Genomic DNA, 16,926 nt, shown 5'->3' on the forward strand with positions numbered 1-16,926 from the left:
TCGATCCACTCCTCGTATTCTTCACAGGGGATACCCATTGACATGTCCGAGCAGCCTCTCCTGTACGTTTTTGTCAACGGAAATCTTCCACCCGCCTGTTCGGGTCTGCAGCTCCCAAAGCTTGGAGTAAAGACCGCCTTTTCGCAGCAGTTCCTCATGTCGTCCCTGTTCCACGATTTGGCCTTTGTCCATTACCATGATGCGGTCTGCCTTGACGACCGTTTTTAGACGATGGGCGATCATGATGACCGTCCGCCCCTTGATCAGCCGTCCGATCGCCTTCTGCATTTCCGCCTCGTTTTCCGGGTCGAGAGAGGAAGTCGCTTCGTCCAGCAAAATGACTGGCGCGTTCTTCAGAATCGCTCTGGCAATCGAAATGCGCTGCTTCTCGCCCCCCGATAGCGTAGAACCTCCTTCACCCACCATCGTGTCGTAGCCTTGCGGCAGCTTCATGATGAACTCATGGCAACAGGCTTCCTTGGCGGCCGCCTCAATCTCCTCTTGCGAAGCGTCCTCCCGGCCGTAACGGATGTTATTGCGGATCGTATCCTGAAACAGGTAGACGTCCTGAAACACCATGGATATTTTTTTCATCAGCTTTTCCGGCTCCATCTCGCGTTCGTCACTGCCGCCGAACAGCACTTTCCCTTGCTGCGGGTCGTAAAAGCGCACGATCAGGCGAAGCATCGTGCTTTTCCCGCTTCCCGACGGGCCCACAATCGCCGTTAGTGTCCCTTCCTTCATCTCTGCGGAAATATTGTCCAGTACAGTGTTGTGGTCGTAACCGAAGGTCACATTTTCGAACCGGATATCATGGTTCTCCGGCGGTTCCTTCTCCCCCGCCATCACGAGCTGATTCATCAGGTTGACAATTCGTCCCCCCGCCATGGCGTCATACTTAAATGCGGGCAAACGCATAATCGCAACCGACAGCGGATCAAAAATACGGGTTCCGACCAGCAAAAACATGGCGAACAAAGGCACCGAGATTTCCCCGCCAAGAATGAGATAGACGCCTGTCATCGTAATCAGGGACAACCCCGATTCCATAAAGGCGATGGCGACGAGGAAAAAGGGACCGAGCGCGCCCTCCAGCTTGATGCTTTCTTTCATGTAACGATAAAAAGCCCGCTCCAGCCGTTTAAAGTTTTCCCCGCGCAGATTGTAAGCTTTGATGACTTTCATGCCGAGCAAGTATTCCTGCAAACGGTTCGACTGAGTGATTCTAGCTTGGGAATGACTGTGGCCGAGTTGGCGTTCCAGACGGGAAACACCCCACAGGATCAGCATCGACACGGGGAACCCCGCGAGCATGGCGATCGGCATTCTCCAGTCGATAAAAATCAGCCCGGAAAAAGCGAGAACGGGGATGATCACACCGCTGACAAGCTGAGGCAAAATATGCGTGACGGCATTTTCGGTCTGGGTAAAATCATTCATCATCATATGGCCAAGCTCTCCGCCGTCCTTCTTCATGAGAAATCCGAGCGGGAGCTTGCGGATATGTTCGGCCAGATGGATCCGTCCCTCGGCAGACGACTCGTACGCGCCGCGGTAAGTGGCGCGGTAGGACCTCACCTCGGCCGCAAACACCAACGGGAGAAATACCACCATGCCTCCCCAGGCAAGCCACAAGATTGGCATATTCAGAACCGGCTGCCGACCAGCGTAAAAAGCATAAATCATGCTGACCACCACGGTCATCAACCCTAACGGAAACAGATTGGCCATATTGGCCAAAACCGCCCAAAGAATGGGCTTCAGCATTTTTTTCGGGTTGCCTGTGGTGATATCGTTCAGCCGCTTCATCATGGCGCCGTCACCCTCTCTTTCTCCTGTACATGATCGATCTGCCATTGCGCGGACATCATGTAGGCATCCCACATGACTTTGTACAAGCCGCCTCGGGAAATAAGCTCATCATGCATACCGGAATCGTTGATTCGGCCGTCCTTCAACACGATGATTTGTTCCGCTTCGCAGATGGTCGTCAAGCGGTGGGCGATGATCAATACCGTTTTGCCCTTGATCAGTTCCCGCAGCGCAAGCTGCATGTGATACTCGTTTTCCGGATCGGCATAAGCGGTCGCCTCGTCCAGTACAAGGATCGGCGCGTTTTTCAGGATGGCTCTTGCCACCGAGATCCGCTGCTCTTCTCCTCCAGACAGGTATACCCCGCCTTCGCCGATAGGCGTATCGTAGCCGTGCGGCAGCTGTTCAATAAACGTGTGGCATTGCGCCGCCCTGGCCGCCGCATACACTTCCTCCCGGGCCGCGGTCGGCCTGCCCGCCGCAATGTTGTTGTAGACGGTATCCGAAAACAAAAAGGTATCCTGAAACACGAAAGACATGGCGTCCATCAGATCGCTAGTGTTTATGTCCCGAATGTCCACGCCGCCGATGGTAATGCGTCCTTGCCGCACATCCCAAAAGCGGGGGATCAACTGAGCGACGGTTGATTTCCCCGATCCGGACGGCCCCACCAGAGCCGTAATTTCGCCTTGACGCGCCGTAAAGCTGATGTCATGCAGCACATCCTCGCCGTTCGGTCCGTCGTACGAAAAGGAGACCTCATGGAACTGAATTTCGTAGAACGATGGCTTCCGGGACATTACGGGCTCCGGAATCGCCTTTTCGGCCAAAATCCCGTCGACGCGTCTGACACCCTCAACAATGACGTGCAGGGTAGAGGCCAGAGTGTTGAGTTTGAATATCGGCGTCGAGATCCCCGGCGCGAGCACGAGGAAAAACATCAGGGTGACGGCAAAAGCCGCGTTTCGGGGATCTCCGCTCATGAAATACAGTCCAATCGGCAAGAAAAAGGTGCCCAGCGACAGGAAAATAACTTTAAAGGACACATATCCGTTCTGGAAATTGTCGGTATACTTGAGACTGAAATCGCGGTAACGGATAATATCGTCATGGAACTTTCGGAACGAGCGGGCGGTTTGCCCGAAGATTTTTATGGACGGCATGCCCCTCGTATACTGGATGGCTGACGTATTGATGTTTTCCAGCGCGTCGAAATACTCTTTCAATCCCGCCTTCGCTTTGCGGCCGGCCATCATCGAAAACTGGGAGGCGAAACCGATCAGCATCGGAATGACGCAAGCCAAGGCAAACCAGACATTCAGCGCAAACATCGTTGCCAAAATCGCTGTAATCATGACTGCCGTACTGATCAGATCGGGCAACTGATGGGCGATAAACTGTTCGATTCGCTCCACATCCAGCTCCACATTTTTTTTGATCTTCCCCGTGGCGTTCTTGTTGAAGTAGCCGAGAGGGAGCCTTCCGATATGCGCGGACAGCTTGACGCGGATGCTGTATAAGATGCGAAAAGCGGCAATATGCGAACACATCCCCCCTACATACATCAGGAAATAGCCGACCGCCATTCCGGCGACACCCAACACGGCCCAGCGGATTACAAAAGGAGCGTTCACGCCAGAAATATCCGGCGCGTGGCGGAGCAGCTCGGCCATTACAAAGTACACGGAGAGATACGGAACAAGCATCATCAACACGCTTCCCGCGGATAAAATGCCCGACCATACGAGCAACGATTTCTTTTCGCCCGCAAGCTCCAGGAGCCTTGCAATCCCTTGTTTTTTTCGATGTTTCAAAGTGACCGTCCTTCCCTTCTCTTCATTTCTACCGTATGGTCGCAGGCAAGCTCTGTCAAAATCCGGTCATGCGTAATAATGACGACGGTTTTTCCCGCACGGGCAAGCTTTCTCGCCCAGGCCGCCACATGAAGAACGCCCTCGCCGTCAAGCCCGCTTGTCGGCTCGTCCAGCACAATCAATTCCGCGTCCGAGCAGTATGCAGCAGCCATCGTAACCCGCTGTTTTTCTCCCCCAGACAACGACGCGGGGTGTCGATCCTTTAGCGATCTCAAGCCAAACGCGTCCAATGCTTCATAGGCCTTCAAGCGAAGCGCTTCATCCAGACGTTTGCTCAAAATGAGCTCGCCTCCCACGCTGTCGGCATAGAGTTGGTAGTCCGCGTCCTGCATGACCAGATAGCTCATGGCACGCCTTCGGCCTGCCGACAAGGGAATCCCCCGGCTGAATACCGTTCCCCTGCGCTGGCGGAGGAGACCACTCAAAATCTTGCCCAGGGTGGTCTTTCCCGCGCCGTTTTCTCCCGTGAGCGCGGTCACGCTCCCCTGTGGAAGCGTGATGTCGATCCCGTTTATCCCGTCCCCGTTTCGTTTATAACGATAGGCAAGTTGTTTTCCCTGAAGTGCGGATTCATCCGCCGGGACGACTTCGGATTGACGCGCAGTTGTGTCCTGAACCATATCCGGGTGGCGCAGGCCATATGGGCGAACATCTTCGTAGGCAAGATGCGAAAATTCATCCCTCGTCCATATGCGGGCAATGCCGCCTCGCTCCATGCAGACAAAGAAATCCGCAACGGGCAGCAACGAATGCAGACGGTGCTCGCTGATGACGAGGGTCGTTCCGTTTGCTTTAAGCCTTCCCAACATGTCCATGACGGTGTGCGTCGCTTGTTCATCCAGATTGGCGGTCGGCTCATCCAGGATCAGAATCGGCGGCGACAGAACGGATGCGGCCGCAATCGCTATTCGCTGCTTTTGTCCGCTAGACAGCATGCTGAGCTTTCGGTCCAGCAAGTGGGAGATACCAAGCAGCTCCGCTTGCTTATCAATCCGATCCATCACCTCATCCGGCGCGATTCCGAGATTCTCGGCCGCAAACGCCAGTTCGTCCCGGACGTTTTCCATAAAAAACTGGCTTCGCGGATCCTGAAATACGACGCCGATCCATTTGGTGCGTTCCTCCGGCAACAGGGAGGAGGGATCTTTGCCGCCGACAAGCACTTCTCCAGCCAGGCTCCCGGGATAAAAACCGGGAGCAAGCCCGCTCAAAAGACGCAAAATGGTGCTTTTGCCGCTGCCCGAGCGGCCGCACAGCACGACGCACTGTCCGGCCTCCACGGACAAATTCACATTGTGCAACCCGGTTCTCTCCCCTGCTGTTCCGTCTTCATGGCCATAGTGGAAGGTCACGTCGTTCAACGCAATCATCAAGCTAGAATCCCTCCCCCCCAATATACGGCTGTCCCCAAGAGGACATAAAAACCCGCCGCTATCCCGTCCGCCGCTTGTAATCCGACCGGATGGATGGAGGTTCTGCCGGAGCCGCACTCAATTCCCCGCAGCTCGGCAGAGGAAGCGAGCTCCGACGATAGCTTCAGACAGCGGACGATGAGCGGCACGAAGTAGCATTCATAGACAAAAGCAGGATTCTGAAGGGGGCTGTGCCAACGCGGGAAAATCCCTCTGGCTCGGATGCCGCCATGGATCGCTTTGAATTCCATGATCAAAACGGAGAAAAAGCGAAACAGGATGCATACCATAACCAACACCGGCTTCGGGAAGGCCGCCCTTTCCAAGGCGCACATGATGCGGCTTGGAGGCGAGCTCATCAGCGCCGCCCCGAGCATGACTACCGGCATCATTCTGGAGAAGGTGTACACAATAATCCCGAATGCCGCCGAGAAATCGGGCATAACAGACAGAGTGGCCGTTAACGCGGTGTAGATCAAAATAAAATAAACCGCCTGCCGAAACATAAGGTTATAAAGCAAATACAGTGCGCTTAAAGCAACCAGCAGGTGCAACTGAATAGCATCGCTGGCAAGCATGACTAGAACGCTCGCCAAGATCAGCATAAGAAGATGAGTTCTGGGATCGAGCCGCATTATACCAACCTGGCCTTCTTCATATGTTTTTTCAGAAGCGCGTTTCCAATAAAGCAACCCGCGAACGCCCCCGTGAAAGAGACGACGCACATGATCAGAACCATGCTTGGCGTACCGTAGTAGTACAACATGGTGGAAAGCTTCTCGGGAGAATAACTTTGCTCCAAAATCGCCAAATATTGATCCTTGAAGAAAATTAGCGGTACGACGCCGCAAAAGGAATAGCCCGCATAAAACAAACCGTAACCCATGCCATTGCGGACAGGATTCTTGTATGTATCGCTTCCCCACATCACTAGCTCACAGAGAATGCCCACGACAGCTAGCGTGATCAGGAAATACACAAATCCGAACGCTACAAAATATAAGCCCGTGATCAGCGAACTGAAGAAGAAAATCCCTCGCTTCCCTATCTTATTGGACATCACCATATAAATAGGACCATTGATCAGCGCAGTTACCCCCCCGCCGAATAGATAAGCAATGGGATGGGCGAACATCCCGGTGAACGTAATGATGATGATCATGACAACATTAAAAATAGCGAGCGTAATGAAATCCTGCATTTTCCATCCGTTTTTTACTGCGACGTCCTTTACTTGCGCCTGTGCTTGCACGATTATTCTCCTCCCGGTACTTGTGTGAAATAAAAGGATAATTTATAATAATCGTAATTATTACGTTTATCCATCTTTGTTGAAAATTCCTATTGATTATGATTATCATTATCATGTAATCTATTTCTACTTTACTTTCACATGGAACAACCCGTCAATACAGTTTGGATCTTTATGTCTAATCGTGTCATCGCTTTGTCCGATCGTGACATTGGGAGGTGGTAAAATGAGAGATATTATAGCTGAAGTGTTTGCCCCTTGTCTGGCGGCGAACGGGTTTTACCCGGATGACGGAAATGAGCAATTCTGTCGCGAAGGCGTTTGTTATACGCTCTCATCCGAAAAAGGCAGAGGACACTTTTGGGCCTATTCTCATAAGAGTCTGTTTTCCGTTTATGTTCAGGATTTTGTCCTTTATGAGGATTTATTTCTGCAATACCGGCAGCCCGAGTATATAAGTATCAACTATTATGATTCCGTGTCGGGCGAAGAACTGAAACCAAGCAAACAACTAACGTGCAACTGTGTCAAAGGACATATAGGTTCTGGCAATGTGTATCAAGCCGTCTATCATAAAAACATTCCCATTCGCTCCACGGGAATTGTGATAATCCCGAAGTACTTTGAGGATTATTTAAAAAGCAATTATCCGGGAGAATACAGGGATCTTCGCTCGGCTTTTATTAGCGTTGACGGAGAGGAGGGTTTTCCAGAATTGGTGTTTTTGCTCAGGCAAATCAGGAGTTATCGGGGATCGGGCATATCCGCAAAGCTGTTTTATGAGGGAAAAGTTAAGGAGGCCTTGTCTCTCATCGTCGAGAAAACAAAGGAAGAAAGACCGGCCGATGCAACGAAGAGTTTATCCGGTCAAGATTTGGACAGTTTGGCTTCCGTTATCACCTACATAAACGATCGCTTCGCTTCTGACTTGCAGTTGGAACAGCTTGCCCGTATTGCCTGTATGGGATTAACCAAGCTCAAATATACGTTTAAACAGGCTTACCAATGCACGATTACCAAGTATATCCAGAACAAGAGGATAACTCACGCGGAGCATCTCCTTGCGAACACGGACCTGTACGTGAATCAGATCGCTCACATCGTCGGCTATAAAAATACCGGCCGCTTCTGTGAGTTGTTCAGAAAGAATACCGGGTTAACCCCCAATGAATACCGGAAGCTTTCGAAAACGAAGGTTTCGGTGTAATAGAAGCGAGGAGAATGTAATGGAAACGAACAATGCAATTACCCCCTGGTTGCTTGCCTGTCCTCAGGCCAAAGACAAAATTCGCCTTTTCTGCTTCCCCTATGCAGGCGGAGGCGCCTCCATTTATAGGGGATGGGAAAAGACGTTGCCAGTTGAAGCGGGTGTGTACCCGATACAGCTTCCGGGCAGGGAGAACCGGATAACAGAAATGCCAATTCGTGAAATGGACGTGTTGGTGGATGCCATTTCCGAAGCGATTTTCCCCTATTTGCGGCGCCCATTCATCTTGTTCGGACACAGTCTGGGAGCGCGAATCGCGTTCGAGCTTGCGCGAACGCTGCGAAGAAAATGGGATATTCAGCCTTGCCGCCTGATCGTCTCAGGAAGCCGCGCTCCGCATATACCGGAACCAAAGCCTCTTCATCATTTGCCGGATGAGGAATTTATTAAGGAACTGCGCCGATTTTCAGGCACGCCAGAGGCCTTGCTGCAAAGCAAAGAGCTTATGGAACTATTCATGCCGGTTTTGCGCGCAGACTTTACGGTCGACGAAACCTATGTCTATGCGGTGGAAGCGCCGCTTGATTATCCAATTTCGGCATTCGGCGGGACAAACGATCCGGAGGCGAATCGAGAAGAGATGGAGGCATGGGCATGCTTTACAAGCAGCGAATTTACGCTCGAGATGATGGAGGGGAATCATTTTTTTCTGAAAACGCAGCGTGACGTTCTCTTGCGATCTCTTTCACAACTGATTCTTCAACACCTGGAATAAGAGCGATGGCCCTGCCGCAAGCACGAATCACGGAATGGGATGGATCCGAAATGGATTCATCCTCTCCGCTCGTCTCTGAATATTATATTCCTTTGATTGCTACGATAAACTCATATAAAAAATATCCGGCAAAACCAAATAAAATAAATCCAGCGATGATGGAAACCCTTTTGATTATCGTTTTGCTCATGGCTTTCCTGGTGACCGCCACAATGGCTAGTAATCCAACATCATGGACGAGAATACCGGTTAAAATACCTGCCCCGACAATTAAAAATTTTCCCGGTTGTGTCATATCATACGAATCCGAAAGTACAGCTCCGAACACGGAGATCCAGAACACGAGGTTTCCCGGGGACACCGCTACAAGTAAACCATTGCGATAGGAGCTGAAAAACGATTTGTTCGGTTTATCGCCAGCTAACGCAATATCATGATCCGAGTTTTTGATAGAATCATAGCCTAAAAACGCCAAGAACCCTGCACCGATAAGCCACATTAGGATTTGAATGTATGGTATGGCAAGTACGGAAGCCAAGCCCATATATAAGGCAATAATTAATAGAAGATCGATGGTCATTCCGCCTAATCCTACCGCCCAACCATGCATAAACCCCTTTTTCAGGCCTTGCTTCGTCATTTCAACGGTCATTGCGCCTACAGGCATTGCAACGGCAAGCCCCGCTAGCAGATACGTGAAAAATAGATTCAACTACAAACACTTCTTTCATAGGATGATGTCGTGATAAGTTCATATCCACTTTACTATAATAATACATAGAATTAAATAATTATGCAAAAATAAGCGTGAAAATTCAATATTGGAATCAAACATACAGCCTTCCGCATCCGACACGGCGAATGTACACAAAAGCAGACCGGAATTGCTCCGGCCTGCCTGAATTTCGTCCCTGTTCCCTCTTACTTCTTACTCCGCTGCGGGCTTGTTCTTCAAGCCGAGCACTTCCAAGCCGTAGATGCGCGCGGCTGTGTCCCCACCCTGCGTCGGCTTCTGCACGAGCAGACGGACGTAGCGTGCCTCGGTCTTGGCGATGGCGTGCTTGCTGGTCGCCTTGTCGTTGTCGATCACGGTAACCGCATCGCTCCAATTCTCTCCGTCCATGCTTAGCTGAATCTTGAATTCGCGCGTATTGAAGGCCGGGGATTCGCCGCCGGCTTCAGCATGGTGAACGACGAACTGGGTAATCGCATGCGCCTGCCCCAGATCGACCGACAGCCAATGCTCGCCGCTGCCGACCGCGCACCACTTCGTGCTCATATCTCCGTCGACGGCAAATTGCGGCGCTTCGCTGTCATTCACGAAGCTGGACGCCTCCGTCTTCGCCTCGATCGCCAGATCCTCCGCGCGGAACGCCGCCTCTTTGGATACCGTAATCAGCTTGGATTTCGTCATGACATCTTCGCCGGCCGCATTTTTGGCCTTCAGCGTAATCTCATACGTCCCTTCTTCCGCATAGCTCACCTTCGGATGACGATCCGTGCTGGAAGCAGGCGTGCCGCCCGGGAAGCTCCACTCCCATTCAGCCGTAATCTCGGTTGATTTATCTGTAAGCTGCACGGCTTCTCCCGGCGCCACGAAGGTCTTGTCGGCCTCGAAGTCCGCCTTCGGCGCCGGATAGGCCGGCCATTCGAACGATAGCACCGCCGAGCGGCCTTGCTTGTAGTGACGGTTCACCGGCAAGACGGCCAGCTTCGTCTCCTGTTCCATGCCATTCCGCTTCATCTCGGACACATAGTAATAGTTGTTGCCTGTCGCTCCGACGAACTCGCGGGAGCCGTCCGGCAGGACCCGGTATACTTCGTAGAGCATCGCATCGTCGCCGAGCGGAGTCCAGGTCAAGCGCGCATCGGCATAAATGCCGTCGCGCACATCGTTCTCGATCAGCTTAAGATCAGAGACTTGCCCGACTTCCGCCGCTTTGTCGTCCAGATTGCCAATCTGGAGCCGGCCGATGTTGACCGCATACAGATTGTTGCTTGTCTTGCCTTCCACTTGAACCGAGACGCCGACGATCTTCTGGCCCGCATACGGGCTCAAGTCGTAGACGGCACGCGTCCAATCGCCGTGAACCCCGGCCGCTTCGGCGGAAGCCGGCTTCACGATCTTGTACTCGTCCGGCGCCCCCTCCAAGGCTACGCCGATGTTAATGCCTGCCGCTTCGCTATCATTGGATTGATAGATGAGCGACATTTGCAAGGCGGACGTCGCTTCGATGTCGGTCTTGAACAGCTTCACGTTCGACGAAGCCCCTGGCGCGACCGTACCGAGCAATCTCAGTGAGCTTCCGCCATAGAAGGAAGTGCCGAAATCGAAGCTAGGCTTCAGCTTCTGGCCTTCCTCGTTCACCATCCAGCGCCAGGTCGGCAATATATCTTGGAGGCTCCGATTGAACCATTCGCGATCGCGCACCCTTTTGCCGTTCACGCTGAATTGCTTCCCGTTCCCCGTATTAAAATGCGTCACAAAGTCCGCCTTCGTAATCACCGTCTTGTCCACGATATCATGGGCAATGCCGCGCCAGGCGTTGCCTTGCGCCTCCGTATTCGACGGGTCCTTGTTCTCCCCGACCCAGAGCTTCTGCTCCTTCTCCATGAAATCCTGGTTCGTCTTCGTCGTATTGAACGCCCAATCCGGACGATACAGGCCGAGCGAGGTTACGGCCGTGCCGTCTTCCGGGAACAAGACCGGGAAGTTGTATTTGCCCTGGTAGCCTCCGCCGCCTTCCAGATCCATGCCAGCATACAGATCGTACGGATCGCGCTTCAAGCTGTCGGCCAGCTTGGGCGAGTTCTGGAATGGCGTGACGTAATCATATTGGCCTTCTTTTTGGAATTGCCAGCGGAAGTCGATGAACATCTGATCCGCGACACGCTCTTCCCCGTCCTGGAAGAACATGCTGTTCTTGTCCGTCAAGGCGCCCTGCCATCTGACCGGCCCCTCCTTAATCATCGAATCGTACCAGATGATGTCCATATGGGACGGCTTCTTTTTTTGCATATATTTCAAAAACTGCTGCATAAGCTGCGCATCTTCCGCTGTCGCCCCCTGCGTCTCCTGGTTGATGAACCACCCGTCGAAGCCGTAATAAGATGCGACTTCAATCAGCTTGTCCGCGACCGGGAACGATCCGTCCTCCTTCTGCTGCACCAGATCACGCAGCCATTCGATCTTGCCGCCATGCTCCGTCTGTGGAAGGAAAACGGTTCCATACACCGGAACGCCGTTCTTATGTGCTGCATCGATGACATCCGCGCTTGGAGGTACAATCAGTCCTTCCCCTGCTGAACCGCCCCACATAATGAGCTTGTCCACATACTGCCAGTAGCTGAACGCATAGCCATGGAACTGATCGTTCCCTTGCGACGGCGCGCCGCTTGTGCTTTTATACATGGACGCGAGCGCCATGACCTTCGGCTCCGTCTTGGCGTTCGGATTCACCTTGTGGCCCTGCACCCGTTCGGTATTCAGCTTCACCGAGCTGCGGTTGAATGGCGCATCTTTGTCTGTCTGCGGCGACCATTCCAGCAAGGTGTCCGGATACCAATAGGACGAATGCGGCTGCGCCGCATGGGCTTGTCCGGCCCAGCCGGTGAGTGCACCAGCGATCATCGCCGTGCTGAGCATTAAGGCAAACTTGCGCTTCATATTGCTGCGGGACAGAACGGTTGGTTGTAGGCGTTTCATGAAAAATCCCTCCAAATGGTCCATTATGTATACTGTTCACATGGAAATAATTTGTCTCCAGCTTTCGCCGTGACCGCTTAAGCCGCAGCGAAAAAGATAACGCTTCCATACAATGACAACTCCATTGTAAACGTTTGCGTCACAAAAAAAAGGGCAATTATCCCCGATCGGATAACCGCCTTTAATTAATCTCCCGAACCTTTAATTATTCCACTACTGGTATTTCCGGATTACCCTCTTCCTGGTACAGTTCAACAGTTTCCAGCAAATGCGGGAACCCAGAAGCAATACTTATAACGCTTACGACGGAATCCGGGATATCCCTGTTACCGCTTGAGCATGCTCTTCAGCATCCACTTCCGTTCTTCCCGCTTCTTGTAACGCGGCAGCGATCGATAGATCGCCATAGCCTGGTTCCACGCCTCCCGGGCTTCCTCCTTGCGGCCAAGCTGCTCGTACAGCTGACCGAGGCGGTAATAAGATTCGCATGATGACGAGTGGACCTCCTGATAGGCCTGCAAAGCCTCAATCGCCCGGTTCTTGTCCGTCGCCGCATACAGAGAGGCAAGCCGGAGATGCGGCTGGCCGTATTTGACCCGGGGGTTCAGCTCCAACGCCTTCCTGATGGCGGCTTCTCCCTGTTCCCGCTCGCCGGTGTGCAGCCAGCAGGTTCCGAGATCATCCCAGAATTCAGCCGAATGATCCATTGTCTCCTGCAGCGGCTCCAGCCATTGTCTCGCTTCCCGATAGGCTCTGCGATCGATCAGCATCCGGGCGAGCTCCATCTTGGCGGACACATCATGCGGGTTGGTGCCGAGCTGCTGCTTCAGCTTCCCGATCCGGCTCCTGCGCTTCAGCGGCTTAAGCAAGCTCGGCGACAGACCGACGAAGCGCCGATCGAGCACATATAGAATGAGCAGCAGCACGATGATGGCTGCAAGCGGATTGCCCAAAAGCCAAAATAGCATGCCAAAGGCCAGAAATTTGCTCACGTTCCATTCCACCCCTACTAAGAATGATCCGAGTATATCATAATCTGCCCGCCGCCCATACCTGCCCTGTCCTTGTTCCCCGCTTGTCCGTTGCCGTGAATTCGGCTGCCCCATGCGAAGACAGAAGTGATTGAAGAGGGCGGCCATGTCCTGAAGGAGCAGTACCCGGAACGGTTGGCGGATTTGATTGGCCGGTTTTTATCGGAACGGAATGGTGCGGCAGGGTGCTGACAACTTGCAACGGGTGAGCCGGTGGCTTCATAATAAGGGGAGCTTGTGACTTATCTACAACTAGCGAAGAGGAGACTTCTATGAGTTCGGAAAAGGAGAAGATGCTCCGGGGCGAGCTGTACCGTGCCGGAGATGAGGAACTGATGCGCGATCGCGAGCGGGCCAGACGATTGACCCGGCTGTATAATCAGACCGTGGAAACGGATTATGAGGAGCGGACAAGACTGCTGCAATCGCTCTTCGGCAGCTTGGGAGAAGGGACCTATATCGAGCCTTCGTTCAAATGCGACTATGGCTACAACATTCATGCCGGAAGCCGATTCTACGCCAATTTCGACTGTGTCATGCTCGATGTATGCGAGATTCGCATCGGCGACGACTGCTTCCTGGCGCCTGGCGTTCATATCTATACCGCTACCCACCCGCTGGATCCGATAGAGCGCAGCTCCGGGGCAGAGTTCGGCAAGCCGGTAACGATCGGCGATCGGGTCTGGATTGGCGGCCGGGCCGTCATCAATCCGGGCGTTACGATCGGCAGCAATGTCGTCATCGCTTCGGGAGCCGTCGTCACGAAGGATGTGCCTGATCATGTCGTCGTCGGTGGCAACCCGGCTCGCATCATCAAGACGATCGACGTCAATTAGCACAGCCGGACCGGCAGCGGTCCAACAAATAAAACAGCCGGATACGGGCCATGGCGGCTCCGCATCCGGCTAATGCCGATCGGTCAATCACACGATGATGGCCCCGGGCTCCGAAGCTATGCCTTCATCCCGGTCATCACGTAATATTGTTCAGAAGGAAAAGAGACGCTGATCTCCTTGAAACCGCGCTGCAGCATCGCATGCAGCAGATCATCGGACAATATCCGGTGAGCGGGCGGCGGGCCTTCCTGCGGCTTCTTCACGTCCCACTCGGCGATCAGCACTCGGCCGCCCGGCTTCAGAAGGCGGTGAATCTCCTTCAAGCCCTGCTCTGGCGGCTCCACCTCATGCAGCACGAGTGAGGCGATGACATGATCGGCCGCCCCATCCGGCAGCGGCATGCGTTCAATCTCCCCGAGTTGGCTCTGGATATGGCTGATCCCTTCCTGGCCGGCCCGCTTTTGCAGTTCCTCCAGCATCTGCGGCTCGGCATCCAGCGCAATCACCTTGCCGCGGGTCAGCTTCGCTGCAGGCAGGGTGAAATATCCTGTGCCCGCGCCGATATCGACAACCGTATCGCCATCCTCGATGTTCAATAATGCGACTAGGCGCTCAGGGGGGAGCGATTGACGGCGTTCCGGACTGTCCAGCCTCGCCATGTTCTCCGGGTTGAAGCGACGTTCTGACATTTCTTCTCCTCCTTGACAATCAACCTGTTGCGCGACGGCTCCCTAAGGAAGACCGCCACAAATCTCATCTGCATTCATCTTAACCAAGAAGCGTGAAGCCGACCACAGAGGGAAGTCCCGATTCTACCCGGACCTTCCGCATTAAAAAACAGCTTCATGAGCGCTCTCTATCATGTCCAGCAGTGCGGATAGCGGCTGGGTTCCTACCTTCCTCGAGACCTCCCTGCCCTCCTTGAACACGACAAGCGATGGAATGCCTTGAAGCTGGTAATGAACGGCGGCGACGAAGTTCACATCCGCATTGCATGCGGCGATGCTTGCCCTCCCCCCGGCTTCGGCGGTCAACTGCTCCAATACGGGAGCCATCGCTTGGCAGGGCTTGCACCACGGCGCCCAAAATTCAACCAGTACAATCGGATGCTTCCGTATATGCTCCTCAAAAGTAGCATCCGTCAGTTCCACGACCGGCACGAGACCACCCCCTTCTCCCTATTATATACCCCTCCCCGTATCATTTCATGCTAAAAATTAGATGTCTTAGCCACAAAAAACGGATCAGCCTGGATTGTATCCTGGCCGATCCGTGTGTGAACAAGCAATGAATGATGTCTTCCCTTACGGCAGCTTCCTTGCCTCCAATATCCGCTGCCTACGCACTGAAGAACGCGTGATCACTGATGATGAGCAGCACCGCTGCCCACTGGGTGAATGTAAAAGGTAACCGCCTCAGACCTATCCCTCCTATATACGAACCGGTCCGCAAGCTCTATTGGCCGCTCCCGTTCCATTTCTGTAGCGGACAGCTAGGCAATGAAATGAAAGAAATGCCAATCGGCCATCATCGGGATGAGACCGATAAGCAGCGCCGCTGTAGTTGCGAGGAGCCATCTTTGCCCTCTGGAATACGGAGTGTTCCTGCCTATCCAAAGAGGAAGAGCAAATAATAGACCCGCAAGCATCGCTAGTATCCAATTGTTCGTAATTGGTCTTCTCCTATGTGTAGATATAGGGACGAACCTGCTTATAATATCCCGACCTTCCCATCACGGTCAAGGTAAGATCCTACGCGCAAATGGCGAATATGCACGTTCAAGGTTCCGTCCCCGGTAAAAGAGTCCTCCCACACATTCGCGCGTGTCTGCGAGAAATAAAAGCCAAGTATAAATGGAATCTTATACTCGGAAGAACAGCGTAAGCGCCCCGCTGCGCTCCGAACGCTGGCGCTTCGAATTGTCCGTACGGCTGTGATATGATGGGTACAAGAGCTTAGCGAGAAAGGAAGGGGGTGACGAAGCATGCAATACCGCAGATTGGGACGGACCGATCTGAAAGTATCGGTTATCGGCATCGGAACATGGCAGTTCGGCGGCGAGTGGGGCCACGATTATACACAGCAGGAAGTGGATCGTATTTTACATAAGGCCAAGCAGCTCGGTATCAACCTGATCGATACCGCCGAATGCTACGGCGACCACCTGTCGGAAGCCTTCATTGGCGATTTCCTGCGGCGGGACAAGCGGGAGGACTGGGTCGTCGCGACCAAGTTCGGGCATCAATTCCATTCCCATCTGAACCGCACGGATCGATATGGGGCGCAAGAGGTGCGCGGGCAGCTGGAAGCGTCGCTGCGGGCCTTAAAGACGGATTATATCGATCTGTACCAATTCCATTCGGGCAATGATCAGGCATTCGACAATGATGACCTGTGGACGATGCTCGACAAGCAGGTGCAGGCAGGAACGATCCGGCATATCGGACTGTCGCTGAACAAGAGCAACAGCATGCACCAGACGGCTTCGGCGACCAGCGTCGGAGCGGGAGCGATTCAACTCGTCTACAATCGGCTCGAGCGCGGGCCCGAGGAAGAGGTACTCCCTTCTTGTCTCGAGCAGGGTCTCGGCGTGCTGGCGCGGGTTCCGCTCGCGAGCGGCTTCCTGAGCGGCAAGTACAAGCCGGGAACCGAGTTCGCCGCCAATGATGTGCGCCATCGCCATGGCCGCGAAGAGCTTGACGAGCGGCTGAAGCAGGTGGAGGAGATTCAGCAGAACGAAGTGCCCCAAGGCATGGATATGGCCGAGTGGGCCCTGTCCTGGTGTCTCCGCCATCCGGCGGTCACCTGCGTCATCCCCGGCTGCAAGAACGAGCAGCAGGTGGAGAGCAATGCCCGGGCGGCACGCCATGCCGCGGGCGATCATCCGCAGATCTGGGCGGATCAATAACAGGCAAGCCGGCATCGGCGCCCCCGGATGCCATGGCCTGCTCTGCATGACAAGCAATAGGTATGATTTTCGGAGTTGTCCACACTCCGGCACCCGTGATAGTCTTATCCGTA

General features: G+C 53.6%; 14 protein-coding genes. 4 read left to right on the top strand and 10 right to left on the bottom strand.

What is annotated here, in order from left to right:
* Positions 1-21 precede the first annotated feature (21 nt).
* Genes DQX05_RS10410 through DQX05_RS10430 form a run of 5 tightly spaced genes read right to left on the bottom strand, consistent with a single transcriptional unit; the run spans position 22 to position 6,350 of the window.
* Positions 22-1,812, bottom strand: coding sequence for an ABC transporter ATP-binding protein (locus DQX05_RS10410; protein WP_119793290.1), 1,791 nt, complete (start codon positions 1,810-1,812; stop codon positions 22-24).
* The gene (locus tag DQX05_RS10415; RefSeq protein ID WP_119793292.1) at positions 1,809-3,626 is read right to left on the bottom strand and encodes an ABC transporter ATP-binding protein; all 1,818 of its coding nucleotides are present in this window, start codon (positions 3,624-3,626) and stop codon (positions 1,809-1,811) included. The genes DQX05_RS10410 and DQX05_RS10415 overlap by 4 nt, the downstream gene beginning before the upstream one ends.
* Complete coding sequence (locus DQX05_RS10420) at positions 3,623-5,056, bottom strand: ABC transporter ATP-binding protein (protein ID WP_119793293.1); 1,434 nt, start codon at positions 5,054-5,056, stop codon at positions 3,623-3,625. Before DQX05_RS10420 ends, DQX05_RS10415 begins: the two co-directional genes overlap by 4 nt.
* On the bottom strand, positions 5,056-5,733 hold the full coding sequence (locus tag DQX05_RS10425; RefSeq protein ID WP_259391896.1) for an energy-coupling factor transporter transmembrane component T family protein: 678 nt from the start codon (positions 5,731-5,733) through the stop codon (positions 5,056-5,058). The genes DQX05_RS10420 and DQX05_RS10425 overlap by 1 nt, the downstream gene beginning before the upstream one ends.
* Positions 5,733-6,350: an MptD family putative ECF transporter S component gene (locus DQX05_RS10430; protein WP_259391897.1), complete on the bottom strand. Its 618-nt coding sequence runs from the start codon at positions 6,348-6,350 to the stop codon at positions 5,733-5,735. Before DQX05_RS10430 ends, DQX05_RS10425 begins: the two co-directional genes overlap by 1 nt.
* 226 nt (positions 6,351-6,576) lie before the next feature.
* Between DQX05_RS10430 and DQX05_RS10435 the strand changes: the two genes are divergently transcribed.
* Together DQX05_RS10435 and DQX05_RS10440 are read left to right on the top strand one after the other, a co-directional pair.
* Positions 6,577-7,557, top strand: coding sequence for a helix-turn-helix domain-containing protein (locus tag DQX05_RS10435; RefSeq protein WP_119793295.1), 981 nt, complete (start codon positions 6,577-6,579; stop codon positions 7,555-7,557).
* Entirely contained in the window at positions 7,517-8,332 is an 816-nt protein-coding gene (locus DQX05_RS10440; protein WP_259391898.1) for a thioesterase II family protein, read from the top strand. The genes DQX05_RS10435 and DQX05_RS10440 overlap by 41 nt, the downstream gene beginning before the upstream one ends.
* Positions 8,333-8,414: 82 nt before the next feature.
* On the opposite strand, the gene DQX05_RS10445 is transcribed toward DQX05_RS10440, so the two are convergent.
* From DQX05_RS10445 to DQX05_RS10455, 3 genes are all read right to left on the bottom strand, one after another.
* On the bottom strand, positions 8,415-9,044 hold the full coding sequence (locus tag DQX05_RS10445) for a LysE family translocator (RefSeq protein WP_119793299.1): 630 nt from the start codon (positions 9,042-9,044) through the stop codon (positions 8,415-8,417).
* A 216-nt stretch (positions 9,045-9,260) separates the two neighbouring features.
* A complete protein-coding gene (locus DQX05_RS10450; protein ID WP_119793300.1) occupies positions 9,261-12,038 on the bottom strand; it encodes an endo-beta-N-acetylglucosaminidase in 2,778 nt (925 codons plus the stop codon).
* Positions 12,039-12,364: 326 nt separating this feature from the next.
* Entirely contained in the window at positions 12,365-13,030 is a 666-nt protein-coding gene (locus tag DQX05_RS10455) for a tetratricopeptide repeat protein (protein WP_119793302.1), read from the bottom strand.
* Between the two features lie 311 nt (positions 13,031-13,341).
* Here DQX05_RS10455 and maa point away from each other — a divergent pair, with 311 nt between their 5' ends.
* Entirely contained in the window at positions 13,342-13,905 is a 564-nt protein-coding gene (gene maa / locus DQX05_RS10460; RefSeq protein ID WP_119793304.1) for a maltose O-acetyltransferase, read from the top strand.
* 116 nt (positions 13,906-14,021) lie between these two features.
* On the opposite strand, the gene DQX05_RS10465 is transcribed toward maa, so the two are convergent.
* Positions 14,022-14,594, bottom strand: coding sequence for a class I SAM-dependent methyltransferase (locus tag DQX05_RS10465; protein ID WP_119793306.1), 573 nt, complete (start codon positions 14,592-14,594; stop codon positions 14,022-14,024).
* Between the two features lie 141 nt (positions 14,595-14,735).
* On the bottom strand, positions 14,736-15,065 hold the full coding sequence (locus DQX05_RS10470; protein WP_119793308.1) for a thioredoxin family protein: 330 nt from the start codon (positions 15,063-15,065) through the stop codon (positions 14,736-14,738).
* 824 nt (positions 15,066-15,889) lie between these two features.
* On the opposite strand from DQX05_RS10470, the gene DQX05_RS10480 reads away from it, so the two are divergent.
* Complete coding sequence (locus DQX05_RS10480; protein ID WP_119793310.1) at positions 15,890-16,813, top strand: aldo/keto reductase; 924 nt, start codon at positions 15,890-15,892, stop codon at positions 16,811-16,813.
* The last annotated feature ends 113 nt before the right edge of the window (positions 16,814-16,926 follow it).

Origin of the sequence: Paenibacillus thiaminolyticus (assembly GCF_003591545.1) — a bacterium.
GTDB lineage: Bacteria > Bacillota > Bacilli > Paenibacillales > Paenibacillaceae > Paenibacillus_B > Paenibacillus_B thiaminolyticus_A.